The sequence below is a fragment of the Candidatus Poseidoniia archaeon genome (assembly GCA_030748895.1).
Taxonomy (GTDB): domain Archaea; phylum Thermoplasmatota; class Poseidoniia; order MGIII; family CG-Epi1; genus UBA8886.
In genome coordinates this window covers 34,577-52,584 of sequence record JASMLC010000007.1, presented here as the reverse complement: position 1 = coordinate 52,584, position 18,008 = coordinate 34,577, and the positions used below count along the sequence as shown (strand labels likewise).

The 18,008-nt window shown below is 66.2% G+C and carries 31 protein-coding genes; 30 read left to right on the top strand and 1 reads right to left on the bottom strand.

The window, feature by feature from the left end; genetic code table 11:
* Position 1 precedes the first annotated feature (1 nt).
* The 27 genes from rplD to QGG57_04080 all read left to right on the top strand — a co-directional run bounded on the left by rplD (position 2) and on the right by QGG57_04080 (position 14,367).
* Positions 2-781, top strand: a complete 780-nt coding sequence (rplD, locus tag QGG57_04210; GenBank protein ID MDP7007374.1) for a 50S ribosomal protein L4 — start codon at positions 2-4, stop codon at positions 779-781.
* On the top strand, positions 778-1,032 hold the full coding sequence (gene rplW, locus QGG57_04205; GenBank protein MDP7007373.1) for a 50S ribosomal protein L23: 255 nt from the start codon (positions 778-780) through the stop codon (positions 1,030-1,032). Before rplD ends, rplW begins: the two co-directional genes overlap by 4 nt.
* Positions 1,032-1,730 carry a 50S ribosomal protein L2 gene (locus QGG57_04200; protein MDP7007372.1) on the top strand — a complete coding sequence of 233 codons (699 nt, stop codon included), beginning with the start codon at positions 1,032-1,034 and terminating at the stop codon, positions 1,728-1,730. The genes rplW and QGG57_04200 overlap by 1 nt, the downstream gene beginning before the upstream one ends.
* Positions 1,730-2,194 carry a 30S ribosomal protein S19 gene (locus QGG57_04195; GenBank protein MDP7007371.1) on the top strand — a complete coding sequence of 155 codons (465 nt, stop codon included), beginning with the start codon at positions 1,730-1,732 and terminating at the stop codon, positions 2,192-2,194. Before QGG57_04200 ends, QGG57_04195 begins: the two co-directional genes overlap by 1 nt.
* Positions 2,191-2,643: a 50S ribosomal protein L22 gene (locus tag QGG57_04190; protein ID MDP7007370.1), complete on the top strand. Its 453-nt coding sequence runs from the start codon at positions 2,191-2,193 to the stop codon at positions 2,641-2,643. The genes QGG57_04195 and QGG57_04190 overlap by 4 nt, the downstream gene beginning before the upstream one ends.
* Positions 2,640-3,401, top strand: coding sequence for a 30S ribosomal protein S3 (locus QGG57_04185; protein ID MDP7007369.1), 762 nt, complete (start codon positions 2,640-2,642; stop codon positions 3,399-3,401). The genes QGG57_04190 and QGG57_04185 overlap by 4 nt, the downstream gene beginning before the upstream one ends.
* On the top strand, positions 3,398-3,604 hold the full coding sequence (rpmC, locus tag QGG57_04180) for a 50S ribosomal protein L29 (protein ID MDP7007368.1): 207 nt from the start codon (positions 3,398-3,400) through the stop codon (positions 3,602-3,604). Before QGG57_04185 ends, rpmC begins: the two co-directional genes overlap by 4 nt.
* Positions 3,597-3,893, top strand: a complete 297-nt coding sequence (locus QGG57_04175; protein ID MDP7007367.1) for a translation initiation factor — start codon at positions 3,597-3,599, stop codon at positions 3,891-3,893. Before rpmC ends, QGG57_04175 begins: the two co-directional genes overlap by 8 nt.
* A complete protein-coding gene (locus tag QGG57_04170; protein ID MDP7007366.1) occupies positions 3,890-4,132 on the top strand; it encodes a ribonuclease P protein subunit in 243 nt (80 codons plus the stop codon). Before QGG57_04175 ends, QGG57_04170 begins: the two co-directional genes overlap by 4 nt.
* Positions 4,129-4,464 (top strand): 30S ribosomal protein S17, encoded by a 336-nt coding sequence (locus tag QGG57_04165; protein MDP7007365.1) that lies wholly within the window; start codon positions 4,129-4,131, stop codon positions 4,462-4,464. Before QGG57_04170 ends, QGG57_04165 begins: the two co-directional genes overlap by 4 nt.
* The gene (locus tag QGG57_04160; GenBank protein MDP7007364.1) at positions 4,461-4,859 is read left to right on the top strand and encodes a 50S ribosomal protein L14; all 399 of its coding nucleotides are present in this window, start codon (positions 4,461-4,463) and stop codon (positions 4,857-4,859) included. The genes QGG57_04165 and QGG57_04160 overlap by 4 nt, the downstream gene beginning before the upstream one ends.
* Complete coding sequence (gene rplX, locus QGG57_04155) at positions 4,856-5,500, top strand: 50S ribosomal protein L24 (GenBank protein MDP7007363.1); 645 nt, start codon at positions 4,856-4,858, stop codon at positions 5,498-5,500. The genes QGG57_04160 and rplX overlap by 4 nt, the downstream gene beginning before the upstream one ends.
* Positions 5,497-6,192 (top strand): 30S ribosomal protein S4e, encoded by a 696-nt coding sequence (locus QGG57_04150; protein MDP7007362.1) that lies wholly within the window; start codon positions 5,497-5,499, stop codon positions 6,190-6,192. Before rplX ends, QGG57_04150 begins: the two co-directional genes overlap by 4 nt.
* On the top strand, positions 6,189-6,698 hold the full coding sequence (locus QGG57_04145; GenBank protein ID MDP7007361.1) for a 50S ribosomal protein L5: 510 nt from the start codon (positions 6,189-6,191) through the stop codon (positions 6,696-6,698). The genes QGG57_04150 and QGG57_04145 overlap by 4 nt, the downstream gene beginning before the upstream one ends.
* On the top strand, positions 6,695-6,850 hold the full coding sequence (locus tag QGG57_04140; GenBank protein ID MDP7007360.1) for a 30S ribosomal protein S14: 156 nt from the start codon (positions 6,695-6,697) through the stop codon (positions 6,848-6,850). Before QGG57_04145 ends, QGG57_04140 begins: the two co-directional genes overlap by 4 nt.
* Positions 6,847-7,233: a 30S ribosomal protein S8 gene (locus QGG57_04135; GenBank protein MDP7007359.1), complete on the top strand. Its 387-nt coding sequence runs from the start codon at positions 6,847-6,849 to the stop codon at positions 7,231-7,233. The genes QGG57_04140 and QGG57_04135 overlap by 4 nt, the downstream gene beginning before the upstream one ends.
* Positions 7,223-7,771, top strand: a complete 549-nt coding sequence (locus QGG57_04130; GenBank protein MDP7007358.1) for a 50S ribosomal protein L6 — start codon at positions 7,223-7,225, stop codon at positions 7,769-7,771. Before QGG57_04135 ends, QGG57_04130 begins: the two co-directional genes overlap by 11 nt.
* Positions 7,761-8,225 (top strand): 50S ribosomal protein L32e, encoded by a 465-nt coding sequence (locus tag QGG57_04125; protein MDP7007357.1) that lies wholly within the window; start codon positions 7,761-7,763, stop codon positions 8,223-8,225. Before QGG57_04130 ends, QGG57_04125 begins: the two co-directional genes overlap by 11 nt.
* Complete coding sequence (locus tag QGG57_04120) at positions 8,222-8,680, top strand: 50S ribosomal protein L19e (protein ID MDP7007356.1); 459 nt, start codon at positions 8,222-8,224, stop codon at positions 8,678-8,680. Before QGG57_04125 ends, QGG57_04120 begins: the two co-directional genes overlap by 4 nt.
* On the top strand, positions 8,677-9,162 hold the full coding sequence (locus QGG57_04115) for a 50S ribosomal protein L18 (GenBank protein ID MDP7007355.1): 486 nt from the start codon (positions 8,677-8,679) through the stop codon (positions 9,160-9,162). Before QGG57_04120 ends, QGG57_04115 begins: the two co-directional genes overlap by 4 nt.
* Entirely contained in the window at positions 9,159-9,971 is an 813-nt protein-coding gene (locus tag QGG57_04110; protein MDP7007354.1) for a 30S ribosomal protein S5, read from the top strand. Before QGG57_04115 ends, QGG57_04110 begins: the two co-directional genes overlap by 4 nt.
* On the top strand, positions 9,968-10,441 hold the full coding sequence (locus QGG57_04105) for a 50S ribosomal protein L30 (protein ID MDP7007353.1): 474 nt from the start codon (positions 9,968-9,970) through the stop codon (positions 10,439-10,441). The genes QGG57_04110 and QGG57_04105 overlap by 4 nt, the downstream gene beginning before the upstream one ends.
* Entirely contained in the window at positions 10,428-10,847 is a 420-nt protein-coding gene (locus QGG57_04100) for an uL15m family ribosomal protein (protein ID MDP7007352.1), read from the top strand. The genes QGG57_04105 and QGG57_04100 overlap by 14 nt, the downstream gene beginning before the upstream one ends.
* A gap of 148 nt (positions 10,848-10,995) precedes the next feature.
* The gene (secY, locus tag QGG57_04095) at positions 10,996-12,558 is read left to right on the top strand and encodes a preprotein translocase subunit SecY (GenBank protein MDP7007351.1); all 1,563 of its coding nucleotides are present in this window, start codon (positions 10,996-10,998) and stop codon (positions 12,556-12,558) included.
* Positions 12,558-13,187 (top strand): DapH/DapD/GlmU-related protein, encoded by a 630-nt coding sequence (locus tag QGG57_04090; GenBank protein MDP7007350.1) that lies wholly within the window; start codon positions 12,558-12,560, stop codon positions 13,185-13,187. The genes secY and QGG57_04090 overlap by 1 nt, the downstream gene beginning before the upstream one ends.
* Positions 13,187-13,720 (top strand): adenylate kinase, encoded by a 534-nt coding sequence (locus QGG57_04085; protein MDP7007349.1) that lies wholly within the window; start codon positions 13,187-13,189, stop codon positions 13,718-13,720. The genes QGG57_04090 and QGG57_04085 overlap by 1 nt, the downstream gene beginning before the upstream one ends.
* Entirely contained in the window at positions 13,717-14,367 is a 651-nt protein-coding gene (locus QGG57_04080) for an EMC3/TMCO1 family protein (protein ID MDP7007348.1), read from the top strand. Before QGG57_04085 ends, QGG57_04080 begins: the two co-directional genes overlap by 4 nt.
* A gap of 21 nt (positions 14,368-14,388) precedes the next feature.
* On the opposite strand, the gene QGG57_04075 is transcribed toward QGG57_04080, so the two are convergent.
* The gene (locus tag QGG57_04075; protein ID MDP7007347.1) at positions 14,389-14,970 is read right to left on the bottom strand and encodes a methyltransferase; all 582 of its coding nucleotides are present in this window, start codon (positions 14,968-14,970) and stop codon (positions 14,389-14,391) included.
* Between the two features lie 48 nt (positions 14,971-15,018).
* On the opposite strand from QGG57_04075, the gene QGG57_04070 reads away from it, so the two are divergent.
* From QGG57_04070 to QGG57_04060, 3 genes are read left to right on the top strand one after another with little or no spacing between them, the layout of a single operon-like run.
* Positions 15,019-15,789, top strand: coding sequence for a PIG-L family deacetylase (locus QGG57_04070; protein ID MDP7007346.1), 771 nt, complete (start codon positions 15,019-15,021; stop codon positions 15,787-15,789).
* Positions 15,786-16,934, top strand: a complete 1,149-nt coding sequence (locus tag QGG57_04065; protein MDP7007345.1) for a glycosyltransferase — start codon at positions 15,786-15,788, stop codon at positions 16,932-16,934. The genes QGG57_04070 and QGG57_04065 overlap by 4 nt, the downstream gene beginning before the upstream one ends.
* Before the next feature lie 25 nt (positions 16,935-16,959).
* Complete coding sequence (locus QGG57_04060) at positions 16,960-17,970, top strand: ATP-grasp domain-containing protein (GenBank protein ID MDP7007344.1); 1,011 nt, start codon at positions 16,960-16,962, stop codon at positions 17,968-17,970.
* The last annotated feature ends 38 nt before the right edge of the window (positions 17,971-18,008 follow it).

Here is an 18,008-nt window from a genome sequence, read left to right as displayed (position 1 = left end):
AATGAAAGTCCCGGTTTACAGCATCAGTGGTAAGGCCGGGAAATCGAAGGCTGTGCTGCCGACCGTGTTTGACGGCCCGGTGCGCACCGACCTGATTCGCCGTGCGGTGCGAACCGCGCAGGCCAACCGCCGGCAGCCCTACGGGGCGATGATTGGCGCCGGTATGCGCCACTCGGCCGAGTGGCCCGGCAAGGGCCGTGGGATGGCGCGCACACCCAGAACCCCCGTCGGACGCGGAGCCGAGGCGCCCAACACCGTCGGCGGCCGCCGGGCGCATCCGCCCAAGCCATCGAAGGAGTGGGGGCTGAAGATGAACGCGCGCGAACGCCGTGTTGCGTTCCGCTCGGCGCTCGCAGCCACCGCCGACGCGACCGTAGTCGCCGGACGCGGTCACCGGCTGCCGGAGAAGGCGGCGACGCCTTTCGTCGTCAGCAAGGACATTGAATCTCTTGCAGCGAAGCACGAGGGCGAGTCGCTGACCCGCCGCGCGCAGAATCTGCTGGCGGCACTCGGGCTCGACGCCGAACTCGCGCGAGGCGCGGAGCGCAAGGTGCGCGCTGGTCGCGGCAAGCGGCGCGGTCGGCGCTACCGCCGCCCGAAGAGCACGCTGGTCGTGCTCTCCGAGTTCAACGGCAGCGAGCGTGCGTTCCGCAACCTTGGCGGAGTCGAAGTCACGACGACGGCGCAGCTCAATACCGAGATGCTCGCGCCGGGCGGCGACCCGGGTCGGCTGATGGTTATTTCGCAGCCCGCGCTCAAGGCGCTGGAGGCGCGACTGTGAGTTCGCATCGCGTTATCCTGAGCCCCCGTTCGAAGGAGCGCGCACTCTACATGCTCGATGACAACAAACTCGAGTTCTACGTTTCTCGCACTTCGACCAAGCCCGACATCCACGCTGCGGTGCAGGACCTGTTCCAGGTCGAGGCACTGAAAGTCAACACCCGCATCACGAAGGAAGGCAAGCTCGCCATCGTCACGCTGACAGCCGACCATTCGGCAGAAGACCTGAGCAACAGACTGGGGATTCTCTGATGGGCAAGCGCATCATGAACCGGCGGCGCGGGCGGGGTTTCCGCTATCGCGCGACCGACAGCCGCTTCAAGGGCAAGGTGCGCCACCCGCGCGCCAAGTCTTCCAGCGGCGTTGTCCAGAAGCTGCTCCACGACCCCGGGCGCTCGGCTCCCGTGGCGCAGGTGCGTGACGGCGATGGCGATTACATGATGCTGGCGCACGACGGGATGCGCGTGGGGCAGTCGGTGGATGCCGGCCACGGTGCCGAAGTCGCACGCGGCAACACCGTCTACATTGGCTCAATCCCCGAAGGGACACGCGTCTACAATGTCGAGCTGCAGCCGGGTGACGGCGGACGGCTGGCGCGCGCTGCAGGGCAGCGCGCGGTCGTCGTCTCGCACGGCAAACAGACGACTGTGCGACTCCCGTCGCGCAAGCACAAAACGCTCGATAACATGTGCCGTGCCACGATTGGCGCGGTCGCCGGCTCGGGCCGCGGCGAGAAGCCGATTGGCAAGGCTGGCAAGAATTTCCACCGCAACCGCTCACGCGCCCGCATCTGGCCCAAGGTCCGCGGCGTGGCGATGAACGCAGTTGACCACCCGCACGGCTCTGGCCGCAAGCAGACCATCGGCATCCCGTCGTCGGTCTCGCGCGACACGCCGCCCGGCCGCAAGGTCGGCCATATCGCGCCCAAGCGCACGGGGGCGAAGCGCTAATGGCCCGCCAGCGCAAGTCGGCGACGCCGAAGGCCGCGCGCAGGCGCGAGCGGAAGAGGCGCGCAGGCGTACAGGTCCGCCGCAAGAAGGAATACACCTACCGCGGGCTGACCGTCGACGCGCTGAAGGCGCTCTCGCTCGAGGAGTTCCTGGAGCTGATGCCGTCGCGCCAGCGCCGCTCGTTCACCCGCGGGCTGACGCGCGAGCAGGCGAAGATAATCTGGGATGCCGAAGCAGACCCCGACGCGGTAATCCGCACTCATCGCCGCGAAATGATTGTAATTCCCCAGTTCATCGGCCGCAAGTTTGCCATCTACGACGGGCATGAGTTCGTCGAGATAGAAGTGCAGCCGGAGATGGTAGGCCACTACTTCGGCGAGTTTGCGCAGACGCGCACACCGCCCACGCATACGGGGCCCGGCGTTGGGGCGACCCGTTCATCCAAGTTTATGCCACTCAAATGAAAGGCTATTCGTTCCCCTACGACCCCGAAATCCATGCCGCCGCGCGCGGCAAGGAGATGGCAATCTCCCCACGCCATGCGCGCGAAATCTGTCGCGCTATCCGCGGGATGGAACTCGAGCGCGCGCGCGGCTATCTCGGGCGCGTAATCGACATGCGCGAGCCGGTCCCGTTCACGCGACACGCCGGCAAGGTGGGGCACCGCAAGGGCAAGGGCCGCGCCGCAGGGCGCTACCCGCGCAAGGCGGCCGCCGCCATCCTGAAAGTCATCGAGTCGGCGCAGAGCAACGGCGAGACGATGCACCTTGACATTGACGAATGGCGCATCGTGCATGTCGCTACGTCGCGCGGACCCGCCTTCGAGGCACGTTTCCCGCGAGCGCGCGGCCGCGCCACACCCAAAATGCGCGAGACCGCCAACGTCGAAGTCGTGCTGGAGGGTATCGAATGACGACTATCGCGCGCGAGATGGTTGAGGAGCGCGTGCGGCGCATGCTGGTCCACGACTTCGTCCGCAAGGAGGTGGCGCGCGCCGGTTTCGGCGGGCTCTCCATCCAGCGCACCCCGCTGGGAACGCACGTCCGCATCCAGGCCGAGCGTCCTGGCATCGTCATCGGCCGCAAGGGCGTCGACATCAACCGGCTGACCGAGGAGATGGAGCGCACTTTCGGCTACGAAAACCTGCAGGTCGAGGCGGCCGAGGTGGAAACCTGGGCGCTGAACCCCGGCGTGATGGCGTCGAAGGTCGCCAACACGCTCGAGCGCGGCTGGAACTATCGCCGTGCGGGTAACTCAATGCTGCAGCGCATCATGGGCGCCGGCGCACGCGGCTGCCAGATTACGATTGCCGGCAAGCTGACCGGTCTGCGGCACCGCACCGAGAAGTTTATCGAAGGCCACATCAAGCACTGCGGCGAGCCCGCACTGGAGCTGATGAAGGTCGGCTACGCGCAGGCGAAGCTGAAGCCGGGCACCATCGGCGTCAAGGTCGTCATCATGCCGCCCGACGCGAAACTGCCGGCCGAAATCACCGTCGAGCCGGCCGCCGTGCCAGAGCCGCCCGCGGAAGCGGCGGACGCCGAAGCGGACGCAGAGGCCGCCCACGAAGGCGAGGCGCAGCCGGAAACGGACAAGGAAGCTGCGGAAGCCCCGGCCGAGGCAGCAGCCGAAGAGCCGCCCACGAAGGATGCCAAGGAGGATTCAAAGTGAGCCGCAAGGCCGCCGCACTGCGCGAGCTGGCGCCCGAGGAGCGCGTTGCGCGACTGGGCGAGCTGCGCAGCGAGCTGATGCACGAGCGCGGTGTCGCATCGATGGGCGGACAGCCCGCGTCGCCCGGCAAGATGCGTTCGCTGCGCAAGCAGGTGGCGCGACTGCAGACCGTGATGCGCGAACTGGGGGAACGCTATGGCTGACATCTGTTCCACCTGCGCACTGCCGGTCGAAATCTGCGTTTGCGAGGATATCGCGCGCGAGCAGCAGGAAATTCGCGTGCGCATCGAGAAGCGGCGCTACGGCAAGCTGATGACTGTACTCGAGGGGCTCGGCAGCGATATTGACATTCCCGACCTGCTCAAGACGTTGAAGACCAAGTGCGCCACCGGCGGCACCTACAAGGATGGTGCCATCGAGCTGCAGGGCAACCACACTCGCAACGTGAAGGTAATCCTGGGCGACATGGGCTTCCCGGTGGGTGACGCATGAGCATGGCTCAGCGCGAGTTCATCGGCCGCCGCGTCACCGTCGCGGAGCACAGCGACCCGTCGCTGCGTGGCCTTGCGGGGACGGTCGTCGACGAGACTCGTGAGACGTTACTGCTCGAGTCCGGCGGGGACCGCAAGCGCGTCGCCAAGCGCGGCGGCAGCTTCGACTTCGACGGCGAGACCGTTGCGGGCGACCGGATCGCGTTCCGGCCGCAGGACCGCACCCGGAGGTGCGCATGAGCAAGCCGCGCGACATCGGCGTCGACGTGCAGCCGCCCGCGCATGAGTGGGACGGCGACATGAACGACCCGTTCTACGGCACGCTCCCCGTACGGGGGCAGTTACTGCAGGGCGTCGTCGTCCGCGCGCGAGCGCAGCGCACGGTAGTGGTCAGGATTGAACGCCTGAAATACGATTCCAAGTACGAGCGTTACCAGCGCCGGTCGTCGCGCATCCAGGCTCACAGCCCGGCCAGCGTCGGCGCGCAGGAGGGGGATGCGGTGACTCTCATGGAGTGCCGCCCGCTCTCGAAGACCAAGTCGTTCGTGATTATCGAGCGGAGGGATGCATGAGGGCGGTCGCCGGCCGGCAGATGCGCGGTCTCCCGCAGGGGGCGCGTATCGACTGTGTCGATAACAGCGGCGCCAAGATAGTCGAAATCGTGACGGTCCTGAACTACAAGGGCGTCCACCGCCGCTCGCCATCGGCAGGCGTGGGAGACATGGTCATCGCGTCGGTCAAGAAAGGCACGCCGGAAATGCGGCGCCAGCTGGTGCGCGCAGTCATCGTGCGCAGCCGACGGCCGTTCCGCCGCCCCGACGGGACGATGGTGAAATTCGAGGATAACGCGGTCGTGCTGACCAACGAAATGGGCGAGACGCGCGGTTCCGGAATCAAGGGGCCCGTCGCCCGCGAAGCGGCCGAGAGGTGGCCGCGCATTGCCGCAACGGCATCTACTATCATATGAGCTCAAAACAACCCCGCAAACAGCGACTCGCCCGGCGTAACGCGCCACTCCACCGACGGCACCGCGAGATGGCGGCACCGCTCGACCGCGGGCTGCGCAAGCGGCAGGAAGAGCGCGGCTACATCTATCCCCGCTCGATTCCGGTCCGCACCGGCGACCGCGTGCTAATTGTGCGCGGCGAAGGGCGCGGCACCGATGGGCACCGCATCTCGCAAATCGACCGCCGCGCACGGAAGGTTTACGTCGACGGCTTTACTTACCACAAGTCGGACGGCACCGAGCTGCAGCGACCGATTGACCCGTCGAACCTGGTGGTAATCAACCCCGACTGGTCCGACGTGCGCCGGAGGCGCATCCTTGACCGCGTCAACGAAGGCGTCGAGTGGACCGAGGAGACTGTCGCCGCGCTGGAAGCGGCCGATGACGATTACGAAACCGAAGTTACCGGTGTCGACCCGCGCGCGGCGGAAGTCGACGACACGGAGGCCGACGCTGACGAAGAAGAGGCTGGCGACGACGAGGAAGCGCAGGACTGGAGCGCGCTCACCGTCCCCGAGCTCAAGGCAGCGCTGAAGGAGCGCAGCCTGCCCGTATCGGGCAAGAAAGCGGAACTGGTGGCGCGGCTGGAGGAATCCGCATGAGCGACCACCTGAAACGCATTACCGCGCCGCGTTCGTGGAACGTCGGCCGCAAGTCACACTTCTGGGCCACCAGACCAGCGCCGGGCCCCCACTCGCTAGAAGGGAGCGTCCCGCTGGTGATGGTTCTGCGCGACTACCTGCACGTCTGCGACAACGCACGTGAGGCGCGGCGGGTGCTCGCTGACGGCAAGGTGATGGTCGACCAGCGCGTCGTGCGCGACCCGAAGCGCAGTGTGGGGCTGATGGATGTTGTCTCGCTGCCCGCGGCCAAGGCCAATTTCCGTTGCCTGCTCGACCACCACGGCCGGCTGCATTTCTCCGAAATCAAGGCGACCGAGGCGAAGTGGAAGCTGCTGCGTGTCGAAGGCAAAACGACGGTGCGCGGCGGAAAGACGCAACTCAACCTGCACGACGGGAGCAACCTGCTCTCGGAGGACGCGGTTGCGACTGGCGACGTGCTGCAAGTGGCGTTGCCGGGCCGCAAGGTGAAGAAAATACTCAAGTTCGGCAAGGGCGCGCCGGCGCTCGTCACGGGCGGTGCTCACGTCGGCACGATTGCGCAGCTGGAAGAGGCTGTCGTAACGCGAAGCCCGCGGCCCAACATCGTCCACTTTGCCGAGTTCGAGACGCTGAAGCAGTATGCGTTCGTTGTCGGTGCCAAGAAGGCGCTCGTCACGGAGGTCTCCGCATGAACGCAATGCGCGAGCTGCGGATTGCCAAGGTCGTCCTGAACATCGGCGTCGGCGAGGCGGGCGACCGGCTCTCCAAGGCCGAGACTGTGCTGGGCAAGCTGACCGGCTGCCAGCCAGTACGCACGCTTTCGCGCACGCAGAACCGCGACCTGGGGCTGCGCAAGGGGATGCCCATCGGCTGCAAGGTGACGCTGCGCGGCGAGAACGCGCACCGCGTGCTGAAGAACGCGCTCTGGGTGCGCGAGAACCGGCTGCCGGCCTACTGCTTCTCCGCCGCAGGCGGACTCAACTTCGGTATTCCCGACTATACGGGCTTCGCCGACGAGAAATACGATCCTGACATTGGCATCTTCGGGCTGGACGTGGCGGTCGCGTTCGAGCGCCCCGGCTTCCGCATTGCACGCCGCAAGGTGGCGCGGCGCAAGGTTGGGCCCAACCACCGGCTGACGCGCGAGGAGTGCCAGGAATTCATGCAGCAGAACTTCAAGCTGGAGGTTATCGCGTGAAGACCAAGGAGCGCACTGTGTTCCGCGGGCGCATCAAGGGATGCCGTCGCTGCGGGCGCAAGCGCGGTATCGTGAGGCGCTACAAGCTACATCTCTGCCGGCAGTGCTTCCGCGACAAGGCGACCATACTGGGGTTCAAGAAATACTCATGAGACACGACCCATTATCCGATGCATTGGTGACCATCAAGAACGCTGAGCGCGTCGGCAAGCCCGATGCGCGTGTTCCCGCGTCCCGCCTGATTGGCGAAATCCTGCGGCTGCTGCAGGAGAAGGGCTACATCACCGGTTTCGAGCGGCTGGAGAACGGCCGCGGCGGTGAATTCCGGGTGCTGCTCAACGGCCGCATCAACAGCTGCGGGGCAATCCGGCCACGATTCTCGGTCAAGGTGCGCGAGATGGACCGCCACGAGGCGCGCTACCTGCCGGCCAAGGATTTCGGCATCCTGATTCTCACGACGCCGCAGGGCGTCATCAACAACGACCAGGCCAAGGCTGGCCACACCGGGGGGAGGCTGCTCGCGTATGCTTATTGAGGAACTGGTGCACACCATCCCGCTGCCGGAGGGCGTCAGCGCCAGCTACGACGGCGCTACGCTCGCGGTCGAAGGCCCGCGCGGCAAGCTTGAGCGCGACTTCAGCCACCCGCAACTCGGCATCCAGCCGGGCGACGGCGCGGTCGTCGTCTCCGGAAAGAAGCTGCGCAAGCGGCAGAAGGCGCTGCTCGGAACGTGGCGCGCGCACCTGTCGAACATGGTGAACGGCGTCGCATTCGGCTTCCGCTACCAGATGAAGGTGGTTTTCGCGCACTTCCCGATGAAGGTCTCCACCAAGGGCGACACCGTGGTAATCGACAACTTCCTGGGCGAGAAGGCGAGCCGGCACGCCGCGATTGTCGGCGACACGAAGGTAATCGCCAAGGGCGATTCCGTCACGATTGAGGGCAACGACCGCGAGGCGGTCGGCCAGACGGCAGCCAACCTGGAGCGCGCTACCATCGTCAAGGGGCGCGACATCCGCGTCTTCCAGGACGGCATCTATCTCGTCTCGAAAGGAGTAATGCATGACGCATAAGCCGAAGGCAAAGCCGAAGCTCGACGGAGAGGCCCGCAAGGCGCTCGCAAAACGCAACGCCGCCAGCCGCAAGCGGCCCGCCTTCAGGCGGCAGAACTGGTTCCGCTACAAGCGGCTCGGCATCGCCTGGCGCAAGCCGCGCGGGATGCACAGCAAAATGCGTACCCGCCGCAAGTATCGCCCGCCGGTGGTTTCGGCCGGCTATCGCGGCCCCGCCGCCGCGCGCGGGCTGCACCCATCCGGCTTCGTCGAAGTGCTGGTGCACCGGCCCGAGGAGCTGGAAGCGCTCGATGGCAAACTGGAAGCGGCGCGCATCGCCGCCACCGTCGGCGACCGCAAGCGCGAAGCGATTGAGGCGCGCGCAGGCGAGCTGGAAATTCGCGTGCTGAACAGCCGCGGCTACGAAAACGATTCTGAAGAGGAAGATGACGCGGATGAGGAGGAAGAGGAATGAATCTCGCCTACCAGCGCCGTGTTGCCGCCCGCCTGCTCAAGTGCGGGCTCGACCGGGTCTGGATTGACGACCGCACCGAAATCCAGGAGCGTATTGGCGAAGCAGTCACCCGCGATGACGTGCGCCACCTGATTGTCCAGAAGTTCATCCGCAAACACCAGAAGAAGGGCATCTCCCGCGGACGCGCACGCCATCGCGATGCGCAGCGTGCCAAGGGGCGGCAGCGCGGCCACGGCTCGCGCCGCGGCCACGGCAAGGCGCGCACGCCCAAGAAGGAGGCGTGGATGACGCGCATCCGTGCGCTACGCGACGAGCTGCGCACCCTGCGGGTAGCGGGCTCGCTCACCGCATCACAATATCGCCACTACTACCGTCGCGCCAAGGGTGGCATGTACAACTCGCGGGCGCACCTGCGCTCGCACATGCAGACCGACGGTGTCGAGGTGCAAAAATGAGGCAATTCCGCCGCCGCCGCGAAGGCGCAACCGATTACCGCAAGCGGCTGGCGCTACTCAAGTCGGGAGAGGCGCGCGCAGTCGTACGCGTCACCAACCGGCAGGTGCTCATCCAGCTGACCCGCTTCGCGAAGCAGGGCGACGAGGTTGTCGCCGCGGTCAGCTCGCAGCAGCTGGGCGCACTGGGCTGGAAAGGCTCCGGCACCAGCGTCCCCGCCGCCTACCTTGCGGGCTTGCTCGCAGCGCGCAACGCGCAAGCCGCGGGCGAGACGCGGGCGGTGCTCGACATCGGCCGCGTCACCCCCACCCCGGGCGGTCGCGTCTTCGCGGTGCTCAAAGGGCTCGTAGATGGCGGACTCGAAGTCCCGCACTCGAATACCCTTTACCCGGGCGAGGAGCGCATCCGCGGCGAACACATTTCCAAGGCGACCGCCAAGCAGGTCGAGAAGGTCTCTGCCGCTATCAAGGAGGCGAAGGCATGAGCCCGCCACCCGTGCGCAGGACCAGCACCAGCCCGCCACCGCGTGGCGGAGCCCGGACTGGCGGCCCCCAGCGCGGCGGTCCGCCCCGCCGGGGCGGACCGCCGCGTGACCGCGGACCGCGGCTGACGCCGGCGCAGCAGCGCCGCAAGGCGGCTTCCGAGCGCGTCGATACGTGGAAGACGAAGACCGAGCTGGGACGCAGGGTCGTCGCCGGCGAAATTACTACGATTCACGACGCTCTCACGGCGGGGCTGCCGCTGCGCGAGCCCGAAATCGTCGACATCCTGCTGCCCGACCTGAAGGAAGAAGTTATCGACATTCACATGGTCCAGCGCATGTCCGATTCGGGGCGCAGGGTGCGCTTCGCCGTGACGACTATGGTCGGCAACGGCGACGGCTGCGTCGGACTGGGTCGCGTCTCGGGCAAGCTGGTGCGGCCGACTATCCAGAAATCGCTCGACCGCGCCAAGCAGAACCTGATTGAAATCCGGCGCGGCAGCGGCTCCTGGGAGTGCTCGACCGCGGTCCCCAATTCACTGCCGTTCACCGTCGCGGGCCGCACCGGCTCGACACGTGTGACGCTCAAGCCGGCGCCGCCCGGCGTGGGGCTGGTGACCAACGACGTTGGCCGTATCATGCTCCGCATGGCGGGCGTCCAGGACATCTGGTCGTTCAGCAAAGGGCAGACGCAGACCATCTACAATTACGCCAGCGCAATGTTCAAGGCGCTCGAGAAGACCGCCAGCACGAAGCTGCTGCCGGGGCAGGAAGAGGCGCATAACATGCTGCTGGGGGCGGCGCCCGCATGACCTGGGCCGTCGTCCGCGTGCGCGGGCCGATTAACGTCAAACCCAAGGCGCGCGAAACGATGCGGTTGCTACGGCTGAACCGGGTCAACCACTGCGTGATGGTCCCCGAGGACGCCACCCATCTCGGGATGCTGCGACAGGTGAAGGATTACGTTACATGGGGCGAAGCCGATGCCGACACCGCCGAGCTACTGCTGGGCGACGCCGGGATGCTGGGCGGGCGCAAGCCGCTCGACAAGGCGGCGCTTAAGGAGGGCGGCTTCACGACGGTGAAGGCGTTCGCGAAGAAGGTTGCTGCCGGCAAGGCGCGGCTGCGCGACGTTCCCGGGCTGAAGCCGGTGCTGCGGCTCCACCCACCCCGCAGGGGCTGGGAGGGCATCAAGCGCTCTTTCACCGAAGGCGGCGCGCTCGGCTACCGCGGTGACGCCATCAACGCGCTGTTGAGGAGGATGACTCGTGGCGACGCGTAAGTCCATGCGGCGCGGCCGCACCCGCGGACGCGGCCACAAGAAAGGGCGCGGCGCCGGCCTGCGCGGCGGGCGCGGCAATGCTGGCGCGCACAAAACCAAGCGGGTGATGTACGAGCGCGTCGGACGCGTCTGGGGCCGTTCCGGCTTCACGCGGCCACCGGCGGTCGTCGCTGCCAGCGCGGTCCTGAACCTGAAGTTACTCGAGGAATCGCTCGACCACTGGGTCGCCGACGGCAGCGCGACGCAGAAAGGGAAGCTGTTCTCCGTCGACCTGGGTCCACTCGGCTTCGACAAACTGCTCTCGACCGGCGACCTGAGCCGCCCCTGCACGATTACCGTAAGCGCTGCCTCCGCCCGCGCCATCCAGAAGGTGGAAGCTGCTGGCGGAGAGGTGCAGCTTGGCTGACGACATTCCGCGTGAGCCGTCGAGGGCCCTCGGCCCCTGTATCGCAATAATCCTGTTCTACCTGCTCTGGTTCCGCTGGAAGGACCCCAGCACCGAGGCGGCGCTGCTGATGGGAGTCGGGGTGACCATCCTGACCTGGCTCACCTACATGGCTTCGTCGTATTCAGGCGAAGGGTCGAAGCTGCACGGACTGGCGCCGATTATCGAGCGCATGCCGAGCATCACCAAGCCGGACGGCCACGTCCATTTCCGGACCAAGATGACCTGGACGCTGGGCATCCTGATTCTCTATTTTGCGCTGACCAACGTCACGATGTACGGCCTCGGCAGCGACACCGTCGACCTGTTCACTCAGTACCGCGCCATCCTCGCCGGAGCATCGGGAAGCCTGATGCATCTCGGTATCGGGCCGATTGTAACCGGCTCGATTATCATGCAGCTTTTCACCGGCGCCAAGATTATCAACCTCAACCTGCAGGACGCCAAGGACAAGGCCATCTACCAGGGTACCCAGAAGGTGCTGGTAGTGGTGATGATTTTCGTCGAATCCATCCCGCAGGTCTTCGGCTTCCTCGAGCCCAGTGCATCCGTCGTCGGCGAACTTGGCCTTACGTGGGCCCGCATGGCGATTATCACCCAGCTGATTATCGGCTCGTACCTTGTGTTCCTGATGGACGAAGTGGTCTCCAAGTGGGGCATCGGCAGCGGCATCTCGCTCTTCATCGCCGCCGGCGTCAGCCAGGCGCTCTTCACCGGCACCCTCAACTGGGAAGCGGCACCCGGCTCGACCGGCCCTGACGCACCGCCGACCGGGACTATCCCCATGGTCATCTGGTACATCATGAATTCCTCGTCGCGCGAGCTGATGCAGGGCGGCTACGAGGCGATGCTGCTGGCGCCGCCCAACCCGGTCGTCGCGCTGGTCGGGACGCTCATCGTATTTTTCGTCGTGGTCTATGTCGAGTCGTCGCGCATCGAACTGCCGCTGGCGCACGGGCGCGTCCGCGGCGCGCGCGGACGCTACCCCATCCGGCTGATTTACGCCAGCAACATCCCGGTCATCCTGATGGCGGCGCTGCTCGCCAACGTCAATATGTTCGCGATGCTCTTCTGGTCGCATCCCACGATGTCCAAGTGGCCAATTATCGGGCATAACTGGATGATTGGCGCTTTCGATACCAGCCAGGGCAACCCGGTCCCGACTATGGGTGCTGCCTACTACCTCAACCGCATCAACGGCATGCAGGACTGGTTCCTGCCGCTCGCGAGCCCCAAGTATGAGAGTTACATGATCATTGGCGGCGTAAGCCACGAGCCGTACCAGCTGGCGCTGCATATCATCGTCTACATGGGAGTCATGATTCTGGGTTCGATGATGTTCGCCAAGTTCTGGATTGAGACCACCAACATGGGGCCACAAGCGGTCGCCAAGCAGATTCAGGGCTCGGGAATGCAAATCCCCGGATTCCGACGCGACCCTCGTATCGTCGAGAAGGTGCTCGAGCGCTATATCCCGACGGTGACTGTCTTCAGTGGCGCCATCGTGGGGCTGCTTGCTGCGGGAGCAGACATGGTCGGCACGACCGGCCAGTCGTCCGGTACGGGGGTGCTGTTGACGGTCGGAATCATGATACGCATGTACGAGCAAATCGGCAAGGAGCAGATGATGGAAATGCATCCGGTCCTGCGACAGTTCTTCGGTGAGGAGTGATGACTCGCGTCATCGGCGGCTCGACCATCGGTGAGGGCTGCTTCCTCGACTCCGACGTCGTCATCGGCTACCCGGCCGGCGACGAGCTGGCGCTGCTCGGCAGCGACCGCGAAGCGGAAATCGCCGGCGCGGCCGTCGGTGACAGGTGCACGTTGCGCTCCGGGACGCTCTACACACGCGCGCGGCTCGGCAGCGGCGTGCGCAGCGGCCACGGCTGGCTGGTGCGCGAAGATTCCACCGTTGGCGACGGCTGCCTTATCGGGACGGGCGTCACCGTCGACAACGACTGCCGCATCGGCGACTATTGCAGCTTGCAGACCGGCGTCTACATTCCCACCGGCTCGCGCCTCGGCGACCGCTGCTTTCTCGGTCCGAACGCGACGCTTACCAACGACCGCACCCCGCTACGGACCGACTACCGGCTCGAGGCGGTGACGCTCGGTGACGACGTGACCGTCGGTGCCAACGCGACGCTGATGCCCGGCATCAGCATCGGCGAGGGGGCTTTCATCGCCGGCGGCGCGGTCGTGACACGTGATGTGCCGCCATGGAAAATGGCGGTCGGCGTTCCAGCGCGGATTACGGAGCTGCCGGAAAACCTGAAGAAGCCCAACCGGCTCGGGGAGTGATGGGCGTCGTCGTCGTTACCGGTGTGCCGGGGGTGGGCAAGTCCACCGTCATGGCTGGCGCCAGCGAAGCGGGCTACGGAATCGTCAATTTCGGCGATGAGATGTTCGCCGTGGCGCAGGCCGAGGGCGTCGCCGACCGCGACCAGATGCGCACGCTGCCGGTCGACGCGCAGCAGCGAATGCAGAAGCTGGCGGGCGAGCGAATTGCGGCGATGGGCGACGTCGTCGTCGATACGCACGCCTCAATTCGCACCGCGCAGGGGTTCATGCCGGGACTGCCCGAGTGGACGCTGCGCGCGATGGCGCCGGCGATTATCGTGCTGGTCGAAGCCACTCCGGCCGAGATTGCCGGACGCCGTGCCAGGGATGCGTCCCGGCAGCGCGACGCCGACGACGTCGCGCTGCACCAGTCGGTCAACCGTGCCTTCGCTGCCGCCGGCGCAGTCATGGTCGGCGCGACCGTCGCCATCGTCGAGAACCACGACGGCGGGGTTGATGCGGCGGTGGCGCAGTTCCGGAGCCTGCTCGCGTGAGCGACGAGCAGCAGCAGCCCCCGGCGATGGGCGGCATGTTCCTGACCATGTTCCTGATGCTCTACATCATCATCAATCCCGGGCTGCGCGTAACGATGGGTGACGTGGCCGAGACGCTGCTCGAGCCACGCATCGGCTTCGGCGGCGCCTACCCGGCGGTCACAATCCTGCTGGCGGGAATGATAATGATTGGCGGCACGACCGCCATCCGCCACCTGCTGGTCGACTGGCAACAGATGGCCGAGGTACAACTCAAGATGCAGGCCTACAACAAGGCGCTGAGCGACGCGCGGAAGGAGGGGCAGCAGGCGCGGGTGCAGAAATTGATGAAGATGCAACCTGAAATCCTGATGCTCCAGTCGGGGATGATGTCCAACCAGATGCGCCCGATGGTCTTCACAATGCTGATTGCGATTCCGATCATCATGTGGCTCTACGAGTTCACGGCGGGACTGCCGGTGCAGGCACTCTCGCTGCCGTGGGAACCCCACTGGGAATTGCAGGAGCGGCTCTGGTTCCTGCCGCACTGGATTGTCATCTACTCGGTGATGGCGCTGCCGTTCGGCCAGATCCTGCTGCGCGGGCTGAAGCTGGCGAGCGCGCTGCCGCAGCTGCGCTTCGGGCGGCTGGAAGCCGAGCACGAGTAGCCGGGGCGCGGCGCGATTAAATCAACCGGAAACGGAGCGGGCGAGCGAAAGCCTCTCCACCCGCAGGATTTCGCCTTCGAAATCCTGCTCCCCGAACGCCTCGCGCTCCCACCCTCCCGGCAGCTCGCCCATCGCGCTTGAGAGCAGCAGCCAGACGCCGCCGTCCGGGCGGAGGTGGCGCGGCGCCCCGGCGAGCAGGCGGTGTGTGAACTCGGCGCCGGTCGGGCCGCCCTCGACCGCCAGCGCCAGCCAGCGGTCGTCGTATTCGCCGCCCGGCGGCAGGTAGGGCGGGTTGCAGACAATGGCATCGAAGCGGCGGTCGCCGACCGGCTCGAACAGGTCGCCTTGCAAGAACTCGATGTGGTGCCCTGCCACCCGGGCGTTCCGCCGCGCCAGCGCGATGGCGTGCGGGTTCAGGTCGGTCGCGGTGACCACTCCCCCGAGCGCGGCGAGCGTGAGCGCGACGATGCCGCTGCCGGTGCCCACTTCCAGGACAGCGCCGCGCAGCTCGGGGAAGCGCGTCGCCGCGCGCTCGAGTGTGGCGCAGAGCAGCCAGCTGTCTTCGGCCGGCTCGTAGACGCGGCCGTCCTTGCGAAGGTTCACGACGCGGTAGCGGTATAGTTATATAACCAATTGTGCAAGACTATAGTAATGGCCTGGAAGAAAGAGAACAGGCCGGCGCAGTTCCTGCTCTCGATTACCGCAGCGCACGGCGACGACTGGGCAGCGCTCAAAACTTCGGCCGCCGAACAGGGGCGGCCGGTCAGCGAGCTGGTGCGTGAAGCGATTTCCGACAAGGTCGGCGCGGGCGAGTCGCGCCGCGCGCTGGTGCTGAGCCCGCACACCGACGACGCCGAACTGGGGTGCGGCGGGACCATCGCCAAGCTGGTCGAGCGCGGCTGGTCGGTGCACGTCATCTACTTCAGCGCGGTCGCCGAGCGGTATCCCGACCTGGCCGACGAAGCTGCGGCGTCGGGAAAAATCCTGGGCGTCACGCATGAAATCCTTGATTTCTACACCCGCCAGTTTCCGCGCGACCGGCAGGAAATACTGCAGGCACTCTGCGACCATTCGTGCCTGCGCAGCTACGAACTCGTGTTTACGCCGGCGACGACTGACATCCACCAGGACCATGGCGTCGTGACCGCCGAGGCGCTACGCACCTTCCGGAATTGCACGCTGCTCGGCTACGAGCTGCCGTGGAATAATCTCGAAATCGAGCTCAACTGCTTCATCTCGCTCGAGGAGCGGCACGTGCGCAAGAAGCTCAAGGCGCTCGACTGCTACGACAGCCAAAAACACAACCCCTACTTCGACCCCAAGTTCTTCCGTTCCGTAGTCCGCATGCGCGGAGTCCAGCTCGCGGTGCCGTATGCCGAAGGCTTCGAGACGCTGAAGGTGCGGCTGGACGGCATGCTGTGAGCCGGGTCGCGATGCTGCTGGGGCACGACCTGCTCGAGCCGACCGTCGACACCCGCGTCTGGCGCGAGGCACTCTCGCTCATTGGCGCAGGCTACGAAGTGACTGTTTTCTGCTGGGCGCGGCGCGACGATTCGCTGCCGGCCGAGGAAATCCGTGACGGTGTCCGCGTGCGACGCATCTTCGCGTCGCTCGACAGCTGGCTGCCGGGGCGCATGTTGGCGTTCCGCAGTGCGATGCGGCAACTGGCCGAGGCGGCCGCCGATGAGCTGCCGGCGGTGGTGCACGCGCATGATCTGGAGACGCTGCCGGCCGCCTGCCGGGCAGCAGAGGAGTGCGACGCGAAAGTCATCTTTGACGCGCATGAGGACTGGCCACTGCTGGAGCGAGTGCAGGGTGCGGCGCTCGGCGCCTGGTTCGGCTGGCAGCAGCGCCGCTGGCTGCCGCGCGCCGATACGGTCGTGACCGTCTCGCCCGAGCTGGCAAAGCGGCTCGGTGGGGCGGAAGTGCTCTACAATTCCGAGCCGCTGGTGGTCGTCGAGGCGCCCGCGGGGGAAGACCTGCACGCGAAGCTGGGGCTCGGGGGGGTCGTCGCGGGCTATATAGGCGCGCTGCGGCGGCGAATTATCGAGCAGCTGCTCGACGCCGTCGCGCAAGTCCCGGAGGCGACACTGTTGGTCGTCGGTGGCCCGCCGAAGGGGCGCGCCGGCTACGCCGGACTACAGGAGCGGCTCGAAGCGTACGCCGCCAGAGTGGGCGCCAAGGCTGTCTTCGCCGGTCCGCTGGCGTACGACCGCATGGGCGATTGCTACCGCGCCTGCGACCTGCTGCTCGTAGGGCATTACGTCGCCGAGCCGCTGCGGCATGCCGCCGTCCCGAAGAAGCTGCTCGACGCGATGGCGTACTCCATCCCGGCGGTCGTCGGCCCCTACGAGGCGCGGCGCGCCATCGTCGAGCGGCACCGCTGCGGGCTGGTCGCCGATGACTGGCTGGCACCGTTGCACAAGCTGGTGGGCGACGCAGAATTGCGACACGAAATGGGCGCGCGCGGGGCCGCCGCGTGGCGCGCCCAATACTGCTGGGACCGCATGGAAGAGCGACTGCTGGCGCTCTACGCGGGACTGCTGGCGGCGCCGGAGGTGCCGTGAATAACCCACCGGTAATGGAGTCACGATGCGAATCCTGCTGACTGGGGTTGGCTGCCCCGGCGCGCACGCGCTGATTACCAGCCTGAAACGGCAGTCACCCGAACTCTGGATTGGCGGCACTGACGCTTCCCGTCAGGCGATTGGCCGCTGGCTCTGTGACGACTTCGCGCAGGCGCCGTGGGCGCACGAGGCGGGCTACGTCGACGCCGTCGTCGAACTGGCGCAGCGCTGGGAGGCCGAGGTTGTATTTCCACAGACTTCGTGGGAGATGTTTGAGCTTTCCGCGGCTGCGGACCGCTTCGAGGGTGTGGCGACGCTGCTTGCATCGCCACACAAATGGGTCGCCGCGTGCGAGGACAAATTCGCGATGTACGAAGCCCTGAAGGGCAAAATGGAACTACCACGCTACAAATTGGTCCACACGCTGGCGGAGCTCGAGGCGGCCGCTGCGACGCTGGGATTCCCGGAGCGCGATGTGGTTTTCAAGCCGCCGCGCGGCAAGGGCTCGCGCGGCGTGCGGGTGCTGACCGAGCATGCTGACCGCTACGAGCTGCTCTTCGAGGGGCGGCCCTTCGCGCGCTACATCTCACTACAGGAGCTGCGCACGACTGTTGGCGAGCGTGAAATCCCGCCGCTGCTGGTGATGGAATATCTCGAAGGCGAGGAACATAAAATCGACCCCGTTGCGCGCGGCGGCGAAGTACTGCTCGGAACTGTCAAGCGGCGGCTCAACTACGCCTCGGGGCTGGCAATGGGATTCGAGATGTTCGAGGCGCCGGAATTGCTCGCGTATGGTGCTGAGGTGCTGCGCCATATTCCGCTCGACTGGTGCGTCGACATCTCCACTCGCGGCGGGGTGCTGATGGAAATCAACCCACGCGTCTCGACATTCATCTACTCTGAAAACTGGTGCCCGCCCTGGCTGGCGCTACAGCTCGCGACCGGCCGTATCAGTGCTGACGAGGTGCGCGCGCGGCAGCCTGATGCGCCGGTCGGGACGCGCATGTTCCGCTACTACTGCCAGCAGGAATTTTAGGCCACAAAGCGGTATTAGGCACCCCCGAATCGCAGCGC